Consider the following 21,011-nt stretch of genomic DNA (forward strand, 5'->3'; position numbering starts at 1 on the left):
CGCTTCCGCCAATCGGCGGGGCGCCCTTTTCCTTTCTAGACCGCAGGATCGGCCCGGCTGGCGAGCGTCTGGTGGCGGACCCGCTCGCGGTAGAAGATGTAGATGCCGGAGCCGACGACGATGGAGATGCCGACAAGCGTCAGGAGGTCGGGCACGTCGCCCCAGATGATCCAGCCGAGCACGATGGCGAAAGGAATGGTCGAATAGCGGAACTGGGCGACCAGCGAAATGTCGCCATGCCGCATGGCGTCGACCGAGAACTGAACGCCGAAGATGCAGGTGAGGCCGGCGATCACGATCAGCCCGAATTGCATCATCGTCATCGCCTGCCAGACCTCGGTCGCCGACAGCAGGCCGCAGGCGATGGTGACCATGATCTGGGTGGTCAGCGTCACCACCGCCGAGTTGGTGTCCGGCGCGATAAAGCGGGTGGAGAGCTCGCGGACGGTGACGAAGGCCACCGACAACAGCGGCAGCAGCGCCCAGCTGTTGAAGCCCTCGGGACCGGGGCGAACGATGATGAGGATGCCGAAAAAGCCGACGACCACCGACATCCAGCGCCGCCAGCCGACGAACTCGCCGAGAACGAGGGCGCCGGCAGCCGTGATGGCCAGCGGTGCCCCTTGCGAGATGGCCGACGCGTTGGCGATCGGCAGGTGAACGAGGCCCGAGAGGTAGACCACCGTCGCAAAGCCCTCGCAGATCGAGCGCGTCACCACGAAGCGCGACATCTGCGTCCGCATGCTGGGCAGGAGGCCCATGCGCCAGACGGCGGCGAACACGATGGCCGTCGCAATCAGCGACCGGATGAAGAGCACCTCGCCGATCGGCAGGTCGTCCGCCACGGCTTTGACGATGGTGTCGTTGATGAGAAAGAAAAGGCAGCAGAGCAGCATCGCAACGATGCCGCGCAACGTGTCGCGAAAGTCGGTCATTTGGTGGGAGGCGCCTTCAAAGCGGTCGATTCGGCGCACTATCGTTCATGGAACGATTCACGGCAAGCCGATCGTTCTCACGACGTCTCGGAGACGGATCTCATCGGTCGCCGATCGCCACCACCGTCCGCCCGGCGATGCCGCCGTCGGCGATGCGTCGGGCGGCGTCGATCGCTTCAGGCAATCCGATCACCCGCGTCATCGCCGCGAGGCGGTCACGATCGACGATATCGGCAAGCCGGCTCCAGATCGCCTCACGCCGCGCCGTCGGCACATGGACGCTGTCGACGCCGACAAGGCTGACGCCGCGAAGGATGAAGGGGGCGACGCTGGTCGGAAGATCCATGCCGGCGGCGTTGCCGCAGGCGATGGCCGCGCCGCCCGCCTTCAGCATCGACAGCACATGCGCCAGCACGGTCGAACCGACCGTGTCGAGGGCGACAGTCCAGCGCTCGTGGGCAAGCGGCTTCACCGCCCCGGCGAACGCCTCGCGGCCGATCACCTCGGCGGCGCCGAGCCGGCGCAACCGTTCAGCCTGTTCGGGACGCCCGGTCACCGCCGTGACACTCCATCCTGCCCGCGCCAGCAGCATGACCGCCAGGGAGCCGACGCCGCCGGCCGCGCCGGTCACGACCGCCGGGCCGTCGGCAGGCGCAAGACCGAAACGGCCGAGCCTGTCGAGCCCCTCGGCAACGGTAAGGCCGGCTGTGCCCAGCGCCATTGCCTGCACCGGCGACAGCGTCGGAGGACGACGGACCAGCCAGTCACCCGAAACGCGCATCCGCTCGCTCCAGCCGCCGAGATGCGTCTCGCCGACGCCCCAGCCGGTCAGGATCACCTCGTCGCCCGGCCGCCAGCGCGCGTCTTCCGAGGTCGTCACCGTAGCGGCGACGTCTACGCCGGGTACCATCGGCCAGCGGCGCACCACAGGAAGGCGGCCTGTCATGGCGAGGCCATCCTTGAAGTTCACCGCGGAGGCACGGACGGCAAGCGTGACGTTTCCGTCCATCAGGTCGCTGTCGGAAAGACGGCCGAACCGCGCCTCAGTCTTCCCTTCCCCATCCTGTTCAAGCACCACCGCAGCAAAACCCGTCATACTCAGTCCTTTCAAAGTCATCCGGTCATTTACCACGATGACCTGTCTGCCGATATCCTCAAACCATTAGGCGGTCGGCGTTTATCGCGGAAACCCGCCGCGGCCGTCCCATCGGCCAGAGCGCATTAACGGCTTTTCAAGGTTAATCCGGCAACGTCAGCGCAGGGAGCAGTTTCGTTTCCGTCGTCGTTTGTCCCAGTCCTGTTCCCGCCGGAGGCCGTCAGTCCATGCGTCGCGTTCCTCGTACCAGAGTCCGGCCCGGACACGGGCGCGTCGGGCTCGCCGCCGCAGGCGCATTGTTCGTCGTCGCGGTCGCCTTCCCCACGTCCGTCGCCTATCAGGACATTGCCAGTCTCGTCGTCAACTCCATCAGCCCCGAGACCCGCTGGGCCGTAACGCTCGGCGTCGGCCCCGGCGGAGAAAGCAAGGTGGTCGCTCCCCGCCTCGGCGAGGTCGACGGTTCATCGGCACGACTGGAGATGAACGACGGCTCCATCGTCATCGAAGGCATGGGCGACGTCATCACCGGCGCGGTAAGCAACTCGGCCTTCGTCCCCGACGAGGACCGCATCGACCGCAGCTGGAAGGGCGATCTGCCGATGAGCGTCACCACGCCGCCAACGGCGCGGGGCTTTTCCGCCGGCTCGCTCACGCTCGGCGACGCCAGCCGCCTGACGCCGCCGTCCGTGCTGCCGACCATGGCCTTTTCGGCGTCGTCGGCGCCGCTGTCGGTTCTGGCGGTGTCGCGCTTCATCGGCCCCAAGCCGACGACCGCCGTCGCCGATCTCGCACCGACCACCCTGCCGCAGCCCAAGCCCGACCAGACGTTTCTTGTGGCCGCGAGCTATCCGTCCCGCGCCTATGCGCCCGCCGAAACCGGCGCCGCCGCTTCGGCGCTGCTCGCCGCCTACGCGCCGGACAGCTCGGTAGTCAGCCAGGACATGTTCGCCTCGCTGTTCGCCATGCCGGGCGACAAGCCCGAGCCGCCGCCACCGGTGGTTCGCCCGGGCGATCACTGGTGGGCGGCCAATCCGCTGCCGGCCAACGTCTGGGACGACGCCCAGCAGAAGTGCCTGGCCGAGGCGATCTATTTCGAGTCCCGCTCCGAACCGCGCAAGGGCCAGATCGCCGTGGCGCAGGTGGTGCTCAACCGCGTCAAGAACCCGGCCTATCCCGAAACCATCTGCAAGGTGGTCTACCAGAACCGCGACATGCGCAACGAGTGCCAGTTCTCGTTCGCCTGCGACGGCCGACGCGACGTCATCTTCGACAAGGCATCCTGGCGGCGGGCCAAGCAGCTGGCCGGCGAGGTGACGAGCGGCGCGGCCTGGCTGGACGACGTCGGCACCGCCACCCACTATCACGCGACCTACGTGCGCCCGAACTGGGCCAGCGTCTTCAAGAAGAAGGCCAAGATCGGCCTGCACGTCTTCTACCAGACGATCAATGGTGGCTGGAGCTGAGCCGAGAGGCTCGGCCGGCCGGTTTTGGTGACGATCCATCGGGTTTCTTGTCCATTCGCGCGTCTATTCGGGGATGACATTTTTCCTCGAACCGACTAATCAGACGCAGCATTGCAAGACGACCGGCGACAGGCCGGGAGGACCCGAGGACCACCATGCCCGATCTTCTCATTGAGCTCTTCTCCGAAGAGATTCCCGCCAGCATGCAGGCGAAGGCCGCCGACGATCTCAAGGGTCTGGTGACGAACGGTCTGGTGAATGCCGGTCTGACCTATGAGAGCGCCGGCGCCTTTGCGACGCCGCGCCGGCTTGCCCTCACCGTTCACGGCCTCAACACCCGCTCGCCCGACATTCGCGAAGAGAAGAAGGGCCCGCGCACCGACGCGCCGGCCGGCGCCATCCAGGGCTTCCTGCGCGGGGCCGGCCTCGACGACATTGCCAAGGCGCGCGTCGTCTCCGATCCGAAGAAGGGCGACTTCTACGTCGCCGACCTCGTCAAGCCCGGCCGCGCCGCCGAGACGATCATCGCCGAGCTGATGCCGCAGGTCATCCGCAGCTTCCCCTGGCCGAAGTCGCAGCGCTGGGGTTCGGGCAGCCTGACCTGGGTGCGGCCGCTGCACTCCATCGTCTGCACCTTCGGCCCCGAGACCGAAGAGCCCGTGGTCATCGACTTCGAGGTCGAGGGCATCCGCTCGGGCAACGTCACCTACGGCCATCGCTTCCTCGCCCCCGAGGCGATCAAGGTGAAGCGCTTTGCCGACTATGTCGAAAAGCTCGAGAAGGCCAACGTGGTGCTCGATCCGGCCCGCCGGCGCGAGATCATCCTCGCCGACGCCCGCAACCTCGCCTTCGCCGCCGGTCTTGAGCTGGTCGAGGACGAGGGGCTGCTCAACGAGGTCGCCGGTCTCGTCGAATGGCCGGTCGTGCTGATGGGCGCCTTCGATGCCGCCTTCCTCGACGTGCCCGACGAGGTGATCCGCGCCACCATCCGCGCCAATCAGAAGTGCTTCGTGCTGCGCGACCCCAAGACGGGCCGTCTCGCCAATCGCTTCATCCTGACATCGAACATGGCCGCCACCGATGGTGGCGCCACCATCATCGCCGGCAACGAGCGCGTCATCCGCGCCCGCCTGTCGGACGCCAAGTTCTTCTGGGATGGCGATCTCGCCATTCCGCTCGAAACGCTGGTACCCAAGCTGGAAGGCATCACCTTCCACGAGAAACTCGGCAGCCAGGGCGACCGGGTACGCCGCGTCGTGGCGCTTGCCCGCGACATCGCGCCGCTGGTCGGCGCCGACGCCGACAAGGCCGCCCGCGCCGCCCTGCTCGCCAAGGCGGATCTGCTCACCGGCGTCGTCGGCGAGTTCCCCGAAGTGCAGGGCCTGATGGGTCGCTACTACGCCACCCATGCCGGCGAGGATGCCGCCGTGGCCGCCGCCATCGAAGAGCACTGGAAGCCGCAAGGACCGTCCGACCGCGTTCCGGCGGCGCCGGTCTCCATCGCCGTGGCGCTGGCCGACAAGCTCGACACGCTCACGGGCTTCTGGGCGATCGACGAAAAGCCCACGGGCAGCAAGGACCCGTTCGCGCTGCGCCGCGCGGCGCTCGGCGTCATCCGCATCATCCTCGACAACGGGGTGCGCCTGCCGCTCTCCGCCTATGCCAGCAAGACGCCCGATCTCCTCAACTTCTTCGCCGACCGGCTGAAGGTGCAGTTGCGCGAACAGGGCACCCGCTTCGATCTGGTCGACGCGGTTTTCGCGCTCGGCGGTCAGGACGACCTGCTGCTCATCGTCAAGCGCGTCGAGGCTTTGGGAGCGCTCCTCGCCACCGACGATGGCAAGAACCTCCTGGCCGGCTACAAGCGCGCCGCCAACATTCTCAAGGCCGAGGAGAAGAAGGGCACCACCGTCGCGGACGCCGTCGACGCGAGCCTGTTCAAGGAAGCCGAGGAGAAGACCCTCGCCGCCGCCATCGAGACGGCCGCGCAGGCCGCCCACGATGCCGTCGACGCCGAGAACTTCGAAGGCGCCATGAAGGCGCTCGCCACGTTGCGCGCACCGGTCGATGCCTTCTTCGACAAGGTCCTGGTCAACGACGCCGACGAACGCGTGCGCGCCAACCGCCTCGCCCTCCTGACGGTGCTGCGCAACGCCTGCCACCAGGTGGCCGACTTCTCGAAGATCGAAGGCTGATCTCGATTACGTCAGACAATTCAAGCCGCTTGCCCCTGTGGGCGGGCGGCCTTTTTTGTTCGTCCGCAGAACCAAATCAACTTGAAATCGTTACAAATTCGGCTTTGCTTTTTTTGCGCGCATATTTTGCGAAAACACTTGGCATATACGACTTTCGGCGTATTCTGATTTCAACATCTATCGCCAACCGGATGAGCGCTGTTGACCTTTTCGCTGTTCTCTCCGCACGACCGCCTCGCTTCCATCCTCCTGCCGCATTCCGGCGCCTGCGTCTGTTCCACAGATGGCAGCCATGACATGTCCCACCTGTTGCGGGTGTGGAAGAACGCGACCGTCATCTCCGACAATGAAGGCGGCGATACGGAGGTGCTGGCGGCGGCCGTGCTGCTCCACGACTGCGTCGCCGTCGAAAAGAACTCGCCCGAGCGCCCGCTGGCCTCGCGAATGTCGGCGGACAGGGCGCGCGAGATCCTGACCGGGATCGGCTGGCCGGAGGACAGGCGCGAGAAGGTGGCGCATGCCATCGAGGCGCACAGCTTCTCCGGCGGCATCGAGCCGGTGACGCTTGAGGCACGCATCGTTCAGGATGCCGACCGGCTCGACGCCATCGGCATGATCGGGGCCGCGCGCTGCTTCTACGTCGCAGGCCGCCTCAACAACCATCTCTACGACGCCGGCGACCCTTCCGCCGAGGAGCGGCCCCTCAACGACAGCCGCTTCGCGCTCGATCACTTCATGACCAAGCTGTTCAAGCTGTGCGAGGGCTTCAAGACGGCAACCGGTCGTCGCCTCGCGGCCGAGCGGCACGCGCGGCTGCAACGTTTCTACAACGACCTGCTCGAAGAGATCTGACAGCGGCCTACAGCAGGCCTTTGAGCCGCATCAGCCCCAGCGCGGCGACCGTCGTCGCGTCGCGAATGGTGCCGTCCGCGATCATCGTCTCGACCTCGGCCAGGGAGAAGGCGCGCGAGACCAGATCGGCCTCTTCGGCTTCCAGGGCCGTCGCGCCTCGCACGAGCTCCTCGGCCAGGAAGATGTGATAGCGTTGCGACGAGTAGCCATAGGCGAGGAACAGCTCGCCGACCCTGGTCATCTTCCCGGCGACGATGCCGGTCTCCTCGGAGAGTTCGGCCCGGGCGACTTCCTCTGGTGGCACATCCGGTCGTGTTTCCCAGGAGCCTTGCGGCAGCTCCCAGTAGCGACCGGCGACGGGATAGCGATACTGCTCCACGAGGTGGATCAGGCCGCGCGCCCGGTCGACGGCGGCAATGACCACGAAGTCGGGCTTCTCCACCACGCCATAGATGCCGCGCGAACCATCGGGCCGCTCGATGGCGTCCTCGCGGACGCGCATCCATCGGTTCTCGTAGACGAGGCGGCTTTCAAGGGGGCGAATGTCCACCATCGCTGGAGCCTGTTCGGCGAACTCTGGTTCGCCAACATGCTCCAGCCCTTTGTCGTCAGGCAGTTTCGACCGCAAAACCGGTTCCCACTTTTGCTGAAACTGCTCTAGATCAACCCGTGCTCGGCCATCCAGGCGGAAGTGATCGCGGCCTGGCTGCGCGAGGTGATCTTCAGCGTTTCCAGGATCTTGCCGACGTGCGCCTTGACGGTCGCCTCGGAAATCCCGAGCTGATAGGCGATCTGCTTGTTGAGGAGACCGTCGCCAAGCAGCTGGAACACCTTGAGCTGCTGCGGCGACAGTTCCGCCACCAGCGCCGAACGCTCCAGCACCGCCTGGGACACGGCCGAATTGTCGGCGCCCACTTCGATGATGGTGCCGCCGTCGAGCACGGTCTCGATGGCCGCCGCCAGCATGTCCTCGGACGAACGCTTGCCGATGAAGGCGCGACAGCCGAGATCGAGGCAGCCCTGCGCCAGTTCCTCGCCGGAATTGGAAGAGTAGACCGCGACGAAGGCCTTGGGCGCCAGGGAACGGATGTGCTTGATGGTGTCGAGGCCGCGCATGCCGGGCATGACGAGGTCGGTGATGACCAGCGTGTTGTCCCCGGTATCGAGCACGGCGTCGGCGAGTTCGTCATAGCTGGTTGCCAGGATCGGCTGCCTGAAGCCGAAGCGTTTCTTCAGGATGCGCACCACAGCCGACTGGATGATCGGATGGTCCTCGGCAACGATCGCCGTCCAATTCTGGCCGACGTCGGCCGGCTGTGCGTCTTCTACCCGCTCGTTCATCAATCCACCCTACCCGCTGGAACGAAATGACCATTACATGTTCGGATAATTGGGTCCCCCCGCTCCCTCCGGGACCGCCCAATCGATGTTCTGGTTGGGGTCCTTGATATCACAAGTTTTGCAGTGAACACAGTTTGTGGCATTGATTACATAACGCGGTCCGGTATTTGGCTCGCTTATCCACTCGTACACGCCGGCGGGACAGTAGCGGGCGGACGGACCGGCGAAAACATCGAGTTCGGACATCTTCTGAAGGTCTGGATCGAGCAGCCGCAAATGCACTGGCTGGTTCTCTTCGTGGGCCGTGCCCGACAGGAAGACCGAGGACAGCCTGTCGAAGGTGAGCTTGCCGTCCGGCCGGGGATAGTCGATCGGCTTGAAGCCCGCCGCCGGCTTCAGGCAGTCGGCATCGGTCTTGCCGTGGCGCAGCGTGCCGAAGGGCGAAACGCCGAGCAACGTTTCCAGCCACATGTCCAGGCCGCCGAGAGCGATTCCGAACAACGTGCCGAACCGTGACCACAGCGGCTTGACGTTGCGTACGCGCCTCAGATCCTTGCCGATGGCGGACGCCCGCCAGCCGGCCTCGTAGGATGCCAGTTCGTCAGCGGATCGGCCGGCGGCCAAGGCTTCGACGACCGAGTCGGCGGCGAGGATGCCGGAGTGGACCGCATTGTGGCTGCCCTTGATGCGCGGCACGTTCATGAAGCCGGCCGAACAGCCGACCAGCGCTCCGCCGGGGAAGACGAGCTTGGGCACCGACTGCCAGCCGCCTTCCGTGAGGGCCCGTGCGCCGTAGGAGATGCGCTTGCCGCCCTCGAACGTACCCCGGATGAGCGGGTGCGTCTTGAAGCGCTGGAACTCCTCGAAGGGCGAGAGGTAGGGGTTCTCGTAGTTGAGATGGACGACGAAGCCCACCGTCACCTGATTGTTGTCGAGGTGGTAGAGGAACGAACCGCCGCCGGTACCGCTACCGAGCGGCCAGCCGAAGGAGTGCTGGACAAGGCCCGGCTTCGCCTTGTCGGGCGCGACCTCCCACAGCTCCTTGATGCCGAGGCCGAACTTCTGCGGCTCCCGGCCCTCATCCAACCGATAGCGCTCGATCACCTTCTTGGACAGCGATCCGCGCGCGCCCTCGGCGAACAGCGTGTATTTGGCGAGAAGAGCCATGCCCCTCTGGTAGGTGGGGCCGGGCTCTCCGTCCTTCTTCACGCCCATGTCGCCGGTAGCGACGCCGATCACCTTATTGTCGTCGTCGTAAAGCACCTCGGCGGCGGCGAAGCCCGGATAGATCTCGACGCCGAGCGCCTCGGCCTTTTGCGCCAGCCAGCGGCAGACGTTGCCCAACGACACGGCATAGGCGCCGTGATTGCTCATCAGCGGCGGCATCAGGACATTCGGCAGGCGGATGCCGAACGTCTTGAACAGGAAGAAGAACCGGTCGTCCGTGACCGGCGTCTTGAACGGGTTGTCCGGATCGTCGCGCCAGTCGGGCAGAAGCGCCGAGATGCCGGCGGTATCGACCACAGCGCCGGAGAGAATGTGGGCCCCGACCTCCGAGCCTTTCTCCAGCACCAGCACCGAAACATCCTGCCCGCTCACGGCAGCCTGCTGCTTGATGCGGATGGCGGCGGCAAGTCCGGCCGGGCCGGCACCGACGATCACGACGTCGAATTCCATGGACTCGCGCTCGGGCAGCTCGGTGATCATGAGTGTCTCTCTGTTCGGGTAGCGGATCGCCATGGCGCGTGCATCATCCGCGCCAAGGTCGCCCGGCGGCACCTGGGTGGAAACACGGATGGTGCGCACGGCAGCCCTTCAACCACGATCCGGTGATGCGATCAAACGCTTTCGGGACGGGCTTTGTCGCCTTGGGTGGGGTGCGACGTTTCCTCGCCGGCCATCCTGCTCTATAGAAGGGCCATGCCGTCCGATCCGACGCCCCTCCCCCCCGGCTTCGATGCCGCCGCGACCCTTCTCGAATGGTACGCGGCGATGGGCGTCGACGTGACCTTGGCCGACGCGCCGGTCGACCGGTTCGCGGAAAGCGCCAAGGCCAAGGAGGCGGCGGAAAGCCGGGCGGCCCGCCGGCAGCAGGCGGTCGCCCCGCGAGGCCCTGCTCCGACCGTCGATCTTGCTCCGCAGGGTGCTGGTGTCCGTCCGTTGAGCCCGATGGGTCAGACGGCGCAAGTGCCGACCGAGGCGACGGTGATGGAGGCGCGCGCGGCCGCCCAGTCGGCCAAGACGCTCGACGAACTCAAGGCGCTGATTCAGGCGTTCGACGGCTGCAACCTCAAGCTTACCGCCAAGAACACGGTGTTCGCCGACGGCAACCCCGCGGCGAAGCTGATGCTGATCGGCGAAGCGCCCGGCCGCGACGAGGATATCGAAGGGCGCCCCTTCGTCGGCCGCTCCGGCCAGTTGCTCGACCGGATGCTGCACGCCATCGGCTACGGCCGCGCCGAAAACGCCTATATCGCCAACGTCATCTACTGGCGTCCACCGGGCAACCGCGACCCGTCCGACGTAGAGGTCGCCATCTGCCGGCCGTTCATCCTCAGGCAGATCGAGCTGGTCGACCCGGAGCTGATCGTCTTTCTCGGCGCACAGCCGGCCAAGGCGCTTCTGGGCGGAGACGCCGTGAAGCAAGGCATCAACAAGCTGCGCGGGCGCTGGTGCGAGCTGGAAGTCGGAACCAAGCGCTTCAAGGCGTTGCCGACGTTCCATCCCGCCTATCTCTTGCGGACGCCGATCAAGAAGCGCGAAGCCTGGCGCGATTTCCTGACGGCCAAGGTCTTCCTTGAAAACGGCGGCATGCTACCGCCGGCCTGAGACGAGAAAAAGGGCGGCAACCCCATGGAGGCCACCGCCCTTCTTGTCGATATCGCAGAAAACTCAGTGCAGCAGCTTGCCCGCGACCGAGGCGACGCGCGCGCCATAGGCACGAGCCGTTTCCAGGTCGCCGGTCGGGATCTCGTTGGTTCCGGCATCGGACGGCGCCGAAACCAGCAACCCCACCGAACCGCCGAGGTTGTTGACGTCGTCGCGCGTCGACGCCTTGGTGTTGGCCGGCATCAGGCCGAGGCTGACCCAGATGCCGCCATGCTGAGAAGCAAGCGTCTGCAGGCCGATCAGCGTCACCTGCTTGTCGCCGTTGAGGCTGGCCGAGTTGGTGAAGCCGCCGAACACCTTGTCCTGCCACTTGCGGGTGAACCAGGCCTTGGAGGTGGCATCGGCGAATTTCTTGAACTGCCAGCTCGAGTTGCCCATGTAGGTCGGCGTGCCGAAGATGATGGCGTCGGCCGCATCCAGCTTGGCCCAGCCCGCTTCGCTGACGTTGCCCTCGGCATCGATGGGGATCAGTTCTGCCCCGGCGCCGGCGGCGACTTCCTTGGCGACGACTTCCGTGTGCCCATATCCCGAATGATAAACGATTGCGACCTTGGCCATATCAAACCTGTTCCTTGTCGGGGTGACGACCCCGTCATTCGATGAGCGCCCATGGGCGCGAGACTGGTGCAATCCGGACGGTTCGCGGCGCCAATCGCGCAACGCAACGCCATGAAGCGCCCTGTAAAAAGTGCTTAATCCGAATTGCGAATATAGGAATAGTTTCACGATCGTCGGGCTTCAAGAGAAGCCACGTTCCGGCGCAGTCAACACATTGTCAATGTGACGTGAACAAAACCTTCGACTACCTGTCGATGCTCGGCGCGGAATGCGGACGTGAGGGAAAAGGCCAGTCGGTCTGTAAGCCGGGTTCTGTGAGCGGTTTCCCGCCCGACGACCATTCATCTGGGACGCCCGTCGCCGAACGCCTCTTGCAACCAACCCGGACGACTGACCCGGAAACAGGCTGGGCCGAGGCCCGCGTCATCCCTATTCGGTCTTGCTCCCGGTGGGGTTTGCCCTGCCGGTCCCGTTACCGGGCCCGCGGTGGTCTCTTACACCACCTTTTCACCCTTACCCCGGCGCACCGGGGCGGTCCGATCTCTGTGGCACTTTCCCTGAGGTCGCCCTCGCCGGGCGTTACCCGGCACCGTGTTTCCGTGGAGCCCGGACTTTCCTCCCGGACGGGCTTTCGCCCCTTGTCCGCGCGGTCGTCCAACCGACTGGCGGGAGCCGTGTGGCATGCCCCCGCCGGAAGGTCAAGATCTCAGCCTCAGTCGCCGGCGCGCCTCCGGCGCTTGGCTTTCGCTCCGCTTCCGTCTTTCGGGAGGCTGCGCACCGAAAGACTCGCTTCGCGCGGCGCCGCTTGGCGCCGGAAGCCGCTGGAGGCGGCTTCGGGATGGCGGCTTCAGAGCGAGGCGACGTAGGTGGTCACTTCGGAGCAGTAGGCGCGAGACGTGCGGTTCATGCGGGTCGCGCCGTGGCCGGCGTTGTAGCGGAGAATGGTGCCGCAGGTGTCGCCACCAGCCAGCTTGTAGGCGCCGGCCAGGTAGGCCATGCCCCACTTGAGGTTGGTTTCGACGTCGTAGAGGCCGGCAGCTGAGCCGGAATAGCCGAGACCGCGCGCCGTCTGCGGCTTGATCTGCATGAGGCCGATTTCGCCGTGGCGACCACGCGCCTTCGGATTGAACCGGCTCTCGTGGCGAACCACCGCCTCGGCCAGTTCGGCCGGCAGGCCGGCGGCCTTGGCATGGGCCGCGATGCGAGCACGGAGAGCGGCACTGGCCCCTCCCTTAGGGACGGAGGTATCGAAATTCTCGGTCGTGACGGTGTCGGCCTTGGACTTGGTGCCGAACCACAGTTCGAAAAGGCTGTCCGGCTTGTCGGCGTCGGCGACGGCAGTGGGCACGTCGGCCTTGTCGGAAAGGGTGGCATCGGCCATGGCGGGCACCACGAAGGCACCGACAAGAATGGTGGTGGCTGCAAACGTCTTGATCAGGGTCATGCGGTCTCTGTTCCATTGCCCTCCCAGCGGTGGGCAAGGAACTGCCGGACAAATCGGGCCATGCAGGGCCGTCAATGTGGCACATGACAGCCATGCAGCCCCGGAATCGTCCCGATCTTCGCCGCATTGATCGCGCAGCCGGCGAAGGATCAGAGCCCGCGAGACGCCTCGAAGGCGGCCGCGACGCGTTCGAGCGTATCGAGCGTCGAAAGGTCCGCTCGACCGTCGATATGGGTCGGCCGCCAATGGCGCTGGAAGGCGCGGACGACGATTTCCGTACGCTCGTCGAAGATGCCACTTGGTGGGACATCAAACCCGACGGCCGACAAAAGACGTTGCAGATCCAGTACCTTGTCGCCCTCGTCGCCGAAGCCCAGACTGTCGCCATGATCGAGCGGCGCCGATGGCACCCACAGGCCGATGCCGAAGGCGGCGCACCATTCCCAGGGGAACAGCTCGCCCGGATCCTCCTTGCGATCGGGCGCTATGTCGGAATGGGCCACCACCTGATGCGGCGGAATGAAGTGGCGGGCGAAGATCGAGCGGCACAGCCCGATTACCGCCTCAATCTGCCGGTCGGGAAACGGACGATAACCGAACTCGTGGCCGGGATTGGCGATCTCGATGCCGATGGATCGCGAGTTGAGGTCGGTGACGCCCCGCCAGAACGAGCGGCCGGCGTGCCAGGCGCGGCGGTGTTCGTCGACCAGCTGGAAGACGCGGCCGTCCTCGAAGACGACATAGTGGCTCGATACCTGCGAGCGAGGGTCGCACAGCCAGTCGCGGGCGCCCTCTTCGGAGCGCATGCCGGTGTAGTGCAGAACCAGATGATCGATGGCGTTGCCGGGCGGCCGATGCCCCGAGTTGGGCGAAGACCAAGCGCGATCGATGTCATGGGGGGTCATTGCGGCGGCTGCAGCTTCTTCCACGAGAGCGTCGGAAAGTCGTAGAGCGCGCCGGTCCGCCCGTCGGTCGCCTCGAGGATCGAGACGATGTGGGGCGCGAGATCGGCCGGGGTAGCGAGCGTGTCCGGGTCCTCGCCGGGCATGGCCTGGGCGCGCATGCGCGTCCGGAGCGGTCCGGGGTTGAGAAGGTTGACGGAGATGCCGAAGTTCCTGACTTCCTCGGCATAGGCCATGGCGAGCGCGTTGAGCGCCGCCTTCGTCGAGGCGTAGAGGCCCCAGAAGGGGGCGCCCTTCCAGGCGGCCGCCGACGAAACGAACAGGCAGCGGCCAGCCGACGACTGACGGAGAAGCGGATCGAAGGAACGGATCAGGCGGTAATTGGCCGTCACGTTGATGGAGAAGGCCTGATCCCACTTCTTCGGATCGATATGGCCGACTGGCGCCAGGCCGCCGAGAAGGCCGGCGTTGCCGACCAGCGCGTCGATGCGGCCGAAGCGCTGGTTGAGCGCGGCGCCAAGTTCATCGATGCGGGCGGGATCGGCGAGATCGAGCGGCACCAGCGAGGCAGAGCCGCCGGCGTCGCGGATGGAGTCGTCCAGTTCCTCAAGCCCACCTTGCGTACGGGCGACGGCGACGACGTGCCAACCGGCGCGTCCGAGCGCCAAGGCCGCCTCGTAACCGATGCCGCGCGAGGCGCCGGTCACTACCACGATGCGTTTTTCGGTCACCTCACCCCTCCCGGTTCGCGATCAGCCGGCATCGGCCAGAAGCGACAGCTGCCGCACGGGACCGGAGCCGGAGGCATCGGTCAGCGCGGTCGGATAGTCGCCGGTGAAACAAGCGTCGCAGTACTGCGGGAGTTCGTTGTTCCGGGCGGCGGAACCGACGGCGCGATAGAGGCCGTCGATCGACAGGAAGCCGAGGCTGTCCACCTGGATATAACGCGTCATCTCCTCGATCGACATACGCGAGGCCAGGAGCTTGCCCTTTTCCGGCGTGTCGACGCCGTAGAAACACGAGTCGGTTGTCGGCGGCGAAGCAATGCGCATGTGCACCTCGGACGCGCCGGCTTCGCGCATCATCTGCACGATCTTCAGCGACGTGGTGCCGCGCACGATGCTGTCGTCCACCAGGACGATGCGCTTGCCCTCGATGACCGTACGATTGGCATTGTGCTTCAGCTTGACGCCCATGTGACGAATGGTGTCGGTCGGCGAGATGAAGGTGCGGCCGACGTAGTGATTGCGGATGATGCCGAAATCGAACGGGATGCCCGACGCCTCGGCAAACCCGATGGCCGCCGGCGTGCCGCTATCGGGCACCGGGATTACCACGTCGGCGTCGGCCGGCGTCTCGCGCGCCAGCTCGGCGCCGATGCGCTTCCTGACCTGATAGACCGACGTGCCGGCGTAGACCGAATCCGGCCGGGCGAAGTAGACATACTCGAAGATGCAGAAGCGGGACGGCCGGCGGTCGAAGGGGCGAAGGCTCTCGATGCCGCGCTCGGTGACGACCACCATCTCGCCCGGTTCGATCTCGCGGACGAAATGGGCGCCGATGATGTCGAGCGCACAGGTTTCGGAAGCGAGGATGACCGCGCCATCGAGATCGCCCAGGATCAGGGGACGGATGCCGAAGGGATCGCGGCAGCCGATCATCTTCTCCTGGCTCATGCAGACGATGGAATAGGCGCCTTCGACGGTGCGAAGCGCGTCGACCACCTTGTCGACCAGCGCCGCCTTCTGGCTGGTGGCGACGAGATGGAGAATGGTCTCGGTGTCGGAGGTCGACTGGAAGATGGCCCCCCGGCGCTGCAGATCGCGCTGGATGGTCATGGCATTGGTCAGGTTGCCGTTGTGGGCCAGCGCGAAGCCGCCGGCCGACAGTTCGGCGTAGAGCGGCTGGACGTTGCGGAGGCCGGAGCCGCCGGTGGTCGAGTAGCGCGTGTGGCCGATCGCCCGGTTGCCCGGCAGGCGGGCCAACACCTTGGCCTTGGTGAAGTTGTCGCCGACGAGGCCAATATGCCGCTCGGTGTAGAACTCCTTGCCATCGAAGGTGGTGATGCCGGCCGCCTCCTGTCCGCGATGCTGCAGGGCGTGCAGGCCCAGCGCGGCGAGAGCGGAGGCATTTTCCACGCCGAACACGCCGAAAACGCCGCATTCCTCGTGGAATCGGTCGTCATCGTCGGCGGCGGAGAATGGGCTGAGGGTGAAATCGTCCATGGTCGGCCTACCCACTTTCGAGATTTCATCTGATCCCGGCTGGTTGCCTCGCAAGGCCGGGGATGCCGAAAAATCCGAGGCGTCTCGCCGGACTTTCCGAAAGGCAAACATCAAAAGCCGGCCTTGGCCGGATTTCACATCGGCGGCACGCACGTCCCGCAAGCGCTCCGAGCGCCAGAGTCCTTCGCGCAGGCAGGCATATAAAGCATTCGGCCCAGTCTTCAAAACGTCAAATGCGCCGGACGGATCCGACGCATTCGCATATCGCGGCCTGAAGCCGGCTCACGGCTTGGGCGAAGAGGTCGACTGGATGAGCTGATCGAGGCCGTTCTGCTCGCCCTGCCGGTAGGCGCCGTCATTGGGCGCGACGGCCGGCGGAGCGGTTCCGGGAGCGGCGTCATCGACGGGCGGCGGCGCATCGTCGCCATCCGGCATGGGCGTGCCGTCATCGATGCTCGGATTCTGGAACTGATCGAGGATCTGCTTTTCGGGATCTTCGGGCAGGGCCGCCATCAATTGGGCGCCAAGGGCATTGAGCAGGGGCCGCGACTTGGCCTCAGCCACCCATGACGGCTGCGAGGCCTCGTCATGAATGAACCAGTTGAAGAACAGCATGCCGACGACGACCAGCAGCAGGCCGCGCGCGGCGCCGAACACGAAGCCGAGCGTCCGGTCGAGCGGGCCGATGCGGCTGTCGAGCACGTAATCGGAGATGCGCATGGTGATGAAGCTGACGATGATCAGCGTGATCACGAAAACGCCGCCGGCCGACGCCACCAACGCCAGCTGCTTCTGCGAGATGTGCGGCTGAACAAAGGGAAGGACGTCGTCATAGAGCAGGAACGCAGCCACCGCCGCTGCGACCCAGGCAGCAATCGACAGGACCTCGCGCACGAAACCGCGGATCATGGCGAGCAACGCCGAGATCAACATGACAACAATGAGGATCCCGTCGAGTAGAGTAATCGACATCTCTGCCCCTTTGGCGGCTGAAGCCCGGCCCCTGATTCCTTCACGCCGTTACCGAATTAACGGTAATGGCCCGAAGTGGCAAATTCAATCAATGACAGCAACGACATGTATCCTCGTTTGGATTATCCACGCTGCTCGCGGCGAGGCGCGCCCGTGCCGTCGGCGGCGATGCGCGTGACGAGATCGACGAGTTGGGCGACCGCTGCCCGCTTCAATCCGTTCGGCGCCTCGCCGCTTGTCAGCTTCGGCCCCACGGCGCGAACGAAGCCCAGCTTTTCGGCCTCCTTGAGGCGGGCGGCGGCGTGGGCAACGGGGCGGACCGCCCCCGACAGGCTGACCTCACCGAAATAGACGCAGTCGTGCCCGAGCGGCGTGCCGGCCAGCGAGGAGACCAGCGCCGCGGCGACGGCGAGATCGGCCGCCGGCTCCTGGATGCGGAGCCCGCCCGCCACCGCCAGGTAGACGTCGTGCTGACCGAATCGTACGCCGCAATGCGCCTCCAGAACGGCCAGGATCATGGCGAGGCGGCTGCCGTCCCAGCCGACGACGGCGCGGCGCGGCGTGCCCAGCGACGTGGGCGCCACCAGCGCCTGGATCTCGACCAGCATCGGGCGCGTGCCTTCCATGCCGGCAAAGACGGCGGCGCCGGCCGACGAGCCGTCGCGCTCGCCCATGAACAGTTCGGACGGGTTCGGCACCTCGCGCAAGCCACCGCCGGTCATCTCGAACACACCGATCTCGTCGGTGGGGCCGAAGCGGTTCTTGACCGAGCGCAGCACGCGGAAATGACGGGCGCCGTCGCCCTCGAAGTAGAGGACGGCGTCGACCATGTGTTCGACGACCCGCGGACCGGCGATCGAGCCGTCCTTGGTGACATGGCCGACGAGCACGACCGTGGCGCCGCTTTCCTTGGCGTAGCGGACCATCGCCTGGGCGGCGGTGCGCACCTGCGTCACGGTGCCCGGCCCGGATTCGACCACTTCCGTCCACAACGTCTGGATGGAATCGATGACGACCAGATCCGGGACAGGGCCATCGGTAAGCGTCGTCAGGATGTCCTCGACGGAGGTTTCGGCGGCGAGCGCCACCGGCGCGTCGGACAGCCCCAGTCGTTCGGCCCTGAGGCGCACCTGGGCCACCGCCTCTTCTCCCGAGACGTAGACGACGCGCGCGCCCTTGCGGGCCAGCGTCGCCGCCGCCTGGATGAGTAGCGTCGACTTGCCGATGCCGGGATCGCCGCCGACCAGCAAGGCCGACCCGCGCACGAAGCCGCCGCCGGTGACGCGATCGAGTTCGGCGATGCCGGATTCGAGGCGCGGCGTCTGCGCAATCTCGCCGGAAAGCTCCACCAGAGGCACGACGCGCCCCTTGCGCATCGGTCTGCCCTTCTGGCCGAAGACGGCCGAGCCGATGCTGCCGCCGCCGCCCACTTCCTCGACGAACGAGTTCCAGGCGCCGCAGGCCTCGCACTTGCCCACCCAGCGCGGACTGACGGCGCCGCAGGACTGGCAGACGAATTGGGTGGTGCGCTTGGCCATGACAACTCCGGCTGATGATAGCGGTCGTCCAACAAATCTTGGGACAGGGTTGACGGAACATGACCGAATGTTCCCGTTTTGTCCATGGAAAAACATGGGCCGCTGCCATGCGCCCAGGGAAAAGCATCTTCGCTGCAATGGTTTGGAACATTCCGCACTTCAGAGGAGTTCCAAAGGTCTAGGGCGCGCCGAACGCCTTAGTTTTGTCGTCATTAGCCAACAAACAACGCTTCTAGCGTATGTGTTCTCCCGTAGCGGGAGCCAAGGACCTACCATGAACCCGACCAAGACCATGATCGCCGATGCCCTTCGTCGCTTCCAGATCGAAGCCACGCCGGCCTGGACCAGCATTGCTGCCGGCGGCGATGCGCCCGAGCTCGATCACATCGAGCCGCATTCCAACACGATCAGCACCGTCGACTGCCTGTTCGACGGCAATGCGACTATCATCCTGAAGGGCGAGCGCTCTCTCCCCGCGCGCATCTTCGGTCGGTTCGATTCCCGTCGTGCCGAGGTCGAGCGGATCATCATCGCCGCCTGAGAGCCCCATGAAAAAGCCGACCGGCGGGCCTCCACCGATCGGCTTCTCAAGGGCTGGACTGCGCGCTCAGATCACGCCGGCCACAATGGCGACGACGAATAGAAATGCCGCGCAGACGACGAGGGTGTTGAGACTACGGGTTAGGCTCATCGCGGGTCTCCTTCGTGCTTTCGCGACCGTTCCATTGCCTGTGCGGCATCTCCCTGGCGGTCGCCAAAACAGTACGTTTCAACCTGTTCATGAGCTCCGCCGACGGCGGAACCGTTTTTTCACGCGGCCGCCGCACCATGCGAGGCCGCCCACCCAAGCGATCGGGCTTGAGCAGATTCTTAACCAGCTCTTGACGAAGCGCAACCAATTTCGGCCTCGCGGCCATGGGCAATAAGGCGATGGTGTTCTAACCGTCTGCCATAAAACCGGAATTTCTTTCCACACGCCCCGGTTCCACGCCGCAAGCCGTGGAAAACCCTGCCCGGATCTGTCCGAAACGGCGGACTCAGGTCGTGAAAAGGTAGTTCCGTATCTCGGACGCCTGATGCTCGATGTCGGCCACCCGATGCTTGACGACGTCGCCGATCGACACCATTCCGACCAGCTTTCCGTCCTCGACCACCGGCAGGTGGCGGAAGCGGCCGGCCGTCATCATGTCCATGAGATCCTCGACGATGTCGTCGCGCGTGCAGGTGCTGACCTTGCGCGTCATGTGCGCGGTCGCGAGCTCTTCCAGCACCCGTGCGCCATGCAGCGCCAGCGACGCCACGATGTCTCGTTCCGACAGGATGCCTATGACGCGGCGGTCGTCATCGACGAAAATCAACGCGCCGATCTTGTTGCCCGCGAGGCGCGCCACCGCCTGCCCGAGCGTCATCGAGCGGTCGCCCGTGACCACGTCATCGCCCTTGACGGATAGAATCTGTCTGACAGTCGTCATGTCCATCCCTCCAGCTCGTTCCATGACAAGGAGGCCGCCCGTTTTTCGGCGGTCCTGTCCCGTCGCCCCGTTCACAGAATGGAGTGAAACGCGGAATCTGGCAAGGCCGACCTAGGGATTTTCCCTTAGCTGGCCCGATCTATGGCCGACGGCCTGGGATCGAACAGGGAAAACAGGAGGATACCGACGATGTATCCGAGCGCGTTCTGCAGAAGCGCACGGCCGTCGAGGCCGGACGAGGCATAGAGTATGGCAAAAAGCGCGTTGGCGGCGAAGATGAAGCCGAGCAGTTGCAGCACGCGAACGTTCGACCACATCTCGATGATGCCGAGGGCCGGTTGGCGCCAGGCGTCGCCGCCCATGGTCATGATGCCGCCGAGCCCGGCCGCGTAGATGAAGCGGATGGCGGCGCCGAGCAGGGCCGCGACCACGAAGTTAGGCCCGAGCAGGACCGTTTCGCCGCTTCCCGCCAACAGCCAGAACAAGGCGGCGCCGATCGCGGATGCCGCGGCGGAGAAGCCGACGAAGCGCCAGGGTCCGAACCGCCGCGCCACCGCCGTGCCGAAGGCGGTCAGCCAAAGCATGTCGAAGATGAGGCTCTGCAGCGAAGGACTGATGAAAGAGTAGGTGAAGGGGCTCCAGATGCCGGCCGGCCAGCCACCCGGGAAGCCATCCCCGGACAGCAGATACTGGTAGCGCATCGGCGTGAAGCAGAAGGTGAGCAGAAAGGTCGCCGCCCCGTCCCCACCAAGGTACCAGGTGCGACCGATGAATATGCCCGCCGACAACAGGATGAAGGCCAGGATCACCCGCGGCAGGTTGAACATCGGCTCGTGGTTGTCGTTGTCACCCTGCATCGCGGCTTCCTCAACGCCCGCCTTGCCGCGAGCCACGACAGCGCTTTATCGCAAAGGCGGGAGCCGTGCCAGTGCGTCTTCAAAAAGAGACAGTAGGGGCCAGCGAGTGCCGCGATGACGCAGATGGAAGAATCACTCAAAACGCAACAATCGCGATAACCGATTGTAAACCCTTATTGGGCCCTGAGGCCCGATCGCGGTAACCAAGACGCTCCGGCGGAGTTACCCCCGCGTCATGGCCCGTTTTTACCCTCAAAAGGCCGGGAAACGGC

19 protein-coding genes and 1 other RNA gene are annotated in these 21,011 nt (G+C 65.5%); 5 read left to right on the plus strand and 15 right to left on the minus strand.

Annotation, left to right across the window (positions count from 1 at the left end; all coding sequences use genetic code 11):
- Positions 1–35: 35 nt before the first annotated feature.
- Positions 36–935, minus strand: a complete 900-nt coding sequence (locus M4J39_RS19745; protein WP_251730205.1) for a DMT family transporter — start codon at positions 933–935, stop codon at positions 36–38.
- Positions 936–1,035: 100 nt separating this feature from the next.
- Positions 1,036–2,031, minus strand: a complete 996-nt coding sequence (locus M4J39_RS19750) for an MDR family oxidoreductase (protein WP_251730206.1) — start codon at positions 2,029–2,031, stop codon at positions 1,036–1,038.
- A 227-nt stretch (positions 2,032–2,258) separates the two neighbouring features.
- On the opposite strand from M4J39_RS19750, the gene M4J39_RS19755 reads away from it, so the two are divergent.
- The 3 genes from M4J39_RS19755 (at position 2,259) to M4J39_RS19765 (ending at position 6,541) form a co-directional block, all read left to right on the plus strand.
- Positions 2,259–3,494 carry a cell wall hydrolase gene (locus M4J39_RS19755; protein ID WP_251730207.1) on the plus strand — a complete coding sequence of 412 codons (1,236 nt, stop codon included), beginning with the start codon at positions 2,259–2,261 and terminating at the stop codon, positions 3,492–3,494.
- A gap of 155 nt (positions 3,495–3,649) precedes the next feature.
- Entirely contained in the window at positions 3,650–5,689 is a 2,040-nt protein-coding gene (gene glyS / locus M4J39_RS19760) for a glycine--tRNA ligase subunit beta (RefSeq protein WP_251730208.1), read from the plus strand.
- A 201-nt stretch (positions 5,690–5,890) separates the two neighbouring features.
- Positions 5,891–6,541: an HD domain-containing protein gene (locus M4J39_RS19765; protein ID WP_251730209.1), complete on the plus strand. Its 651-nt coding sequence runs from the start codon at positions 5,891–5,893 to the stop codon at positions 6,539–6,541.
- A 7-nt stretch (positions 6,542–6,548) separates the two neighbouring features.
- Here the strand turns inward: M4J39_RS19765 and M4J39_RS19770 are convergent, their stop codons facing one another.
- The 3 genes from M4J39_RS19770 to M4J39_RS19780 all read right to left on the minus strand — a co-directional run bounded on the left by M4J39_RS19770 (position 6,549) and on the right by M4J39_RS19780 (position 9,589).
- Complete coding sequence (locus M4J39_RS19770; protein ID WP_251730210.1) at positions 6,549–7,094, minus strand: NUDIX hydrolase; 546 nt, start codon at positions 7,092–7,094, stop codon at positions 6,549–6,551.
- A gap of 104 nt (positions 7,095–7,198) precedes the next feature.
- Positions 7,199–7,882, minus strand: a complete 684-nt coding sequence (locus M4J39_RS19775; RefSeq protein WP_251730211.1) for a response regulator transcription factor — start codon at positions 7,880–7,882, stop codon at positions 7,199–7,201.
- A gap of 33 nt (positions 7,883–7,915) precedes the next feature.
- On the minus strand, positions 7,916–9,589 hold the full coding sequence (locus M4J39_RS19780; protein ID WP_251730339.1) for an electron transfer flavoprotein-ubiquinone oxidoreductase: 1,674 nt from the start codon (positions 9,587–9,589) through the stop codon (positions 7,916–7,918).
- A gap of 213 nt (positions 9,590–9,802) precedes the next feature.
- Between M4J39_RS19780 and M4J39_RS19785 the strand changes: the two genes are divergently transcribed.
- Positions 9,803–10,711 (plus strand): uracil-DNA glycosylase family protein, encoded by a 909-nt coding sequence (locus tag M4J39_RS19785; RefSeq protein ID WP_251730212.1) that lies wholly within the window; start codon positions 9,803–9,805, stop codon positions 10,709–10,711.
- A 63-nt stretch (positions 10,712–10,774) separates the two neighbouring features.
- Here the strand turns inward: M4J39_RS19785 and M4J39_RS19790 are convergent, their stop codons facing one another.
- The 8 genes from M4J39_RS19790 to radA form a co-directional block, all read right to left on the minus strand.
- Positions 10,775–11,329, minus strand: coding sequence for a flavodoxin family protein (locus tag M4J39_RS19790; RefSeq protein WP_251730213.1), 555 nt, complete (start codon positions 11,327–11,329; stop codon positions 10,775–10,777).
- A gap of 285 nt (positions 11,330–11,614) precedes the next feature.
- Positions 11,615–11,995: RNase P RNA component class A (gene rnpB, locus M4J39_RS19795), an RNA gene on the minus strand.
- A gap of 181 nt (positions 11,996–12,176) precedes the next feature.
- On the minus strand, positions 12,177–12,773 hold the full coding sequence (locus M4J39_RS19800) for a lytic transglycosylase domain-containing protein (protein WP_251730214.1): 597 nt from the start codon (positions 12,771–12,773) through the stop codon (positions 12,177–12,179).
- 149 nt (positions 12,774–12,922) lie between these two features.
- Positions 12,923–13,678 (minus strand): N-acetylmuramoyl-L-alanine amidase, encoded by a 756-nt coding sequence (locus M4J39_RS19805; protein ID WP_251730215.1) that lies wholly within the window; start codon positions 13,676–13,678, stop codon positions 12,923–12,925.
- Positions 13,675–14,406: an SDR family NAD(P)-dependent oxidoreductase gene (locus M4J39_RS19810; RefSeq protein WP_251730216.1), complete on the minus strand. Its 732-nt coding sequence runs from the start codon at positions 14,404–14,406 to the stop codon at positions 13,675–13,677. Before M4J39_RS19810 ends, M4J39_RS19805 begins: the two co-directional genes overlap by 4 nt.
- Before the next feature lie 21 nt (positions 14,407–14,427).
- The gene (gene purF, locus M4J39_RS19815; protein ID WP_251730217.1) at positions 14,428–15,900 is read right to left on the minus strand and encodes an amidophosphoribosyltransferase; all 1,473 of its coding nucleotides are present in this window, start codon (positions 15,898–15,900) and stop codon (positions 14,428–14,430) included.
- Between the two features lie 282 nt (positions 15,901–16,182).
- Positions 16,183–16,872 carry a CvpA family protein gene (locus tag M4J39_RS19820; protein ID WP_251730218.1) on the minus strand — a complete coding sequence of 230 codons (690 nt, stop codon included), beginning with the start codon at positions 16,870–16,872 and terminating at the stop codon, positions 16,183–16,185.
- A gap of 122 nt (positions 16,873–16,994) precedes the next feature.
- Positions 16,995–18,410 (minus strand): DNA repair protein RadA, encoded by a 1,416-nt coding sequence (radA, locus tag M4J39_RS19825; RefSeq protein WP_251730219.1) that lies wholly within the window; start codon positions 18,408–18,410, stop codon positions 16,995–16,997.
- Positions 18,411–18,684: 274 nt separating this feature from the next.
- On the opposite strand from radA, the gene M4J39_RS19830 reads away from it, so the two are divergent.
- Positions 18,685–18,951 (plus strand): hypothetical protein, encoded by a 267-nt coding sequence (locus M4J39_RS19830; protein WP_251730220.1) that lies wholly within the window; start codon positions 18,685–18,687, stop codon positions 18,949–18,951.
- Between the two features lie 496 nt (positions 18,952–19,447).
- On the opposite strand, the gene M4J39_RS19835 is transcribed toward M4J39_RS19830, so the two are convergent.
- Together M4J39_RS19835 and M4J39_RS19840 are read right to left on the minus strand one after the other, a co-directional pair.
- A complete protein-coding gene (locus M4J39_RS19835; RefSeq protein WP_251730221.1) occupies positions 19,448–19,882 on the minus strand; it encodes a CBS domain-containing protein in 435 nt (144 codons plus the stop codon).
- 125 nt (positions 19,883–20,007) lie between these two features.
- The gene (locus tag M4J39_RS19840) at positions 20,008–20,739 is read right to left on the minus strand and encodes a rhomboid family intramembrane serine protease (RefSeq protein WP_251730222.1); all 732 of its coding nucleotides are present in this window, start codon (positions 20,737–20,739) and stop codon (positions 20,008–20,010) included.
- Between the last annotated feature and the right edge of the window lie 272 nt (positions 20,740–21,011).

Source organism: Pleomorphomonas sp. NRK KF1, assembly GCF_023721755.1.
Lineage (GTDB): Bacteria > Pseudomonadota > Alphaproteobacteria > Rhizobiales > Pleomorphomonadaceae > Pleomorphomonas.

Excerpts from the sequence above, each read along its gene's own strand:
- M4J39_RS19745 (WP_251730205.1), bottom strand. The coding sequence starts at position 935 with ATGACCGACTTTCGCGACACGTTGCGCGGCATCGTTGCGATGCTGCTC.
- M4J39_RS19750 (WP_251730206.1), bottom strand. The coding sequence starts at position 2,031 with ATGACGGGTTTTGCTGCGGTGGTGCTTGAACAGGATGGGGAAGGGAAG.
- M4J39_RS19755 (WP_251730207.1), top strand. The coding sequence starts at position 2,259 with ATGCGTCGCGTTCCTCGTACCAGAGTCCGGCCCGGACACGGGCGCGTC.
- glyS (WP_251730208.1), top strand. The coding sequence starts at position 3,650 with ATGCCCGATCTTCTCATTGAGCTCTTCTCCGAAGAGATTCCCGCCAGC.
- M4J39_RS19770 (WP_251730210.1), bottom strand. The coding sequence starts at position 7,094 with ATGGTGGACATTCGCCCCCTTGAAAGCCGCCTCGTCTACGAGAACCGA.
- M4J39_RS19775 (WP_251730211.1), bottom strand. The coding sequence starts at position 7,882 with ATGAACGAGCGGGTAGAAGACGCACAGCCGGCCGACGTCGGCCAGAAT.
- M4J39_RS19780 (WP_251730339.1), bottom strand. The coding sequence starts at position 9,589 with ATGATCACCGAGCTGCCCGAGCGCGAGTCCATGGAATTCGACGTCGTG.
- M4J39_RS19785 (WP_251730212.1), top strand. The coding sequence starts at position 9,803 with ATGCCGTCCGATCCGACGCCCCTCCCCCCCGGCTTCGATGCCGCCGCG.
- M4J39_RS19790 (WP_251730213.1), bottom strand. The coding sequence starts at position 11,329 with ATGGCCAAGGTCGCAATCGTTTATCATTCGGGATATGGGCACACGGAA.
- M4J39_RS19800 (WP_251730214.1), bottom strand. The coding sequence starts at position 12,773 with ATGACCCTGATCAAGACGTTTGCAGCCACCACCATTCTTGTCGGTGCC.
- M4J39_RS19805 (WP_251730215.1), bottom strand. The coding sequence starts at position 13,678 with ATGACCCCCCATGACATCGATCGCGCTTGGTCTTCGCCCAACTCGGGG.
- purF (WP_251730217.1), bottom strand. The coding sequence starts at position 15,900 with ATGGACGATTTCACCCTCAGCCCATTCTCCGCCGCCGACGATGACGAC.
- M4J39_RS19820 (WP_251730218.1), bottom strand. The coding sequence starts at position 16,872 with ATGTCGATTACTCTACTCGACGGGATCCTCATTGTTGTCATGTTGATC.
- radA (WP_251730219.1), bottom strand. The coding sequence starts at position 18,410 with ATGGCCAAGCGCACCACCCAATTCGTCTGCCAGTCCTGCGGCGCCGTC.
- M4J39_RS19830 (WP_251730220.1), top strand. The coding sequence starts at position 18,685 with ATGAACCCGACCAAGACCATGATCGCCGATGCCCTTCGTCGCTTCCAG.
- M4J39_RS19835 (WP_251730221.1), bottom strand. The coding sequence starts at position 19,882 with ATGACGACTGTCAGACAGATTCTATCCGTCAAGGGCGATGACGTGGTC.
- M4J39_RS19840 (WP_251730222.1), bottom strand. The coding sequence starts at position 20,739 with ATGCAGGGTGACAACGACAACCACGAGCCGATGTTCAACCTGCCGCGG.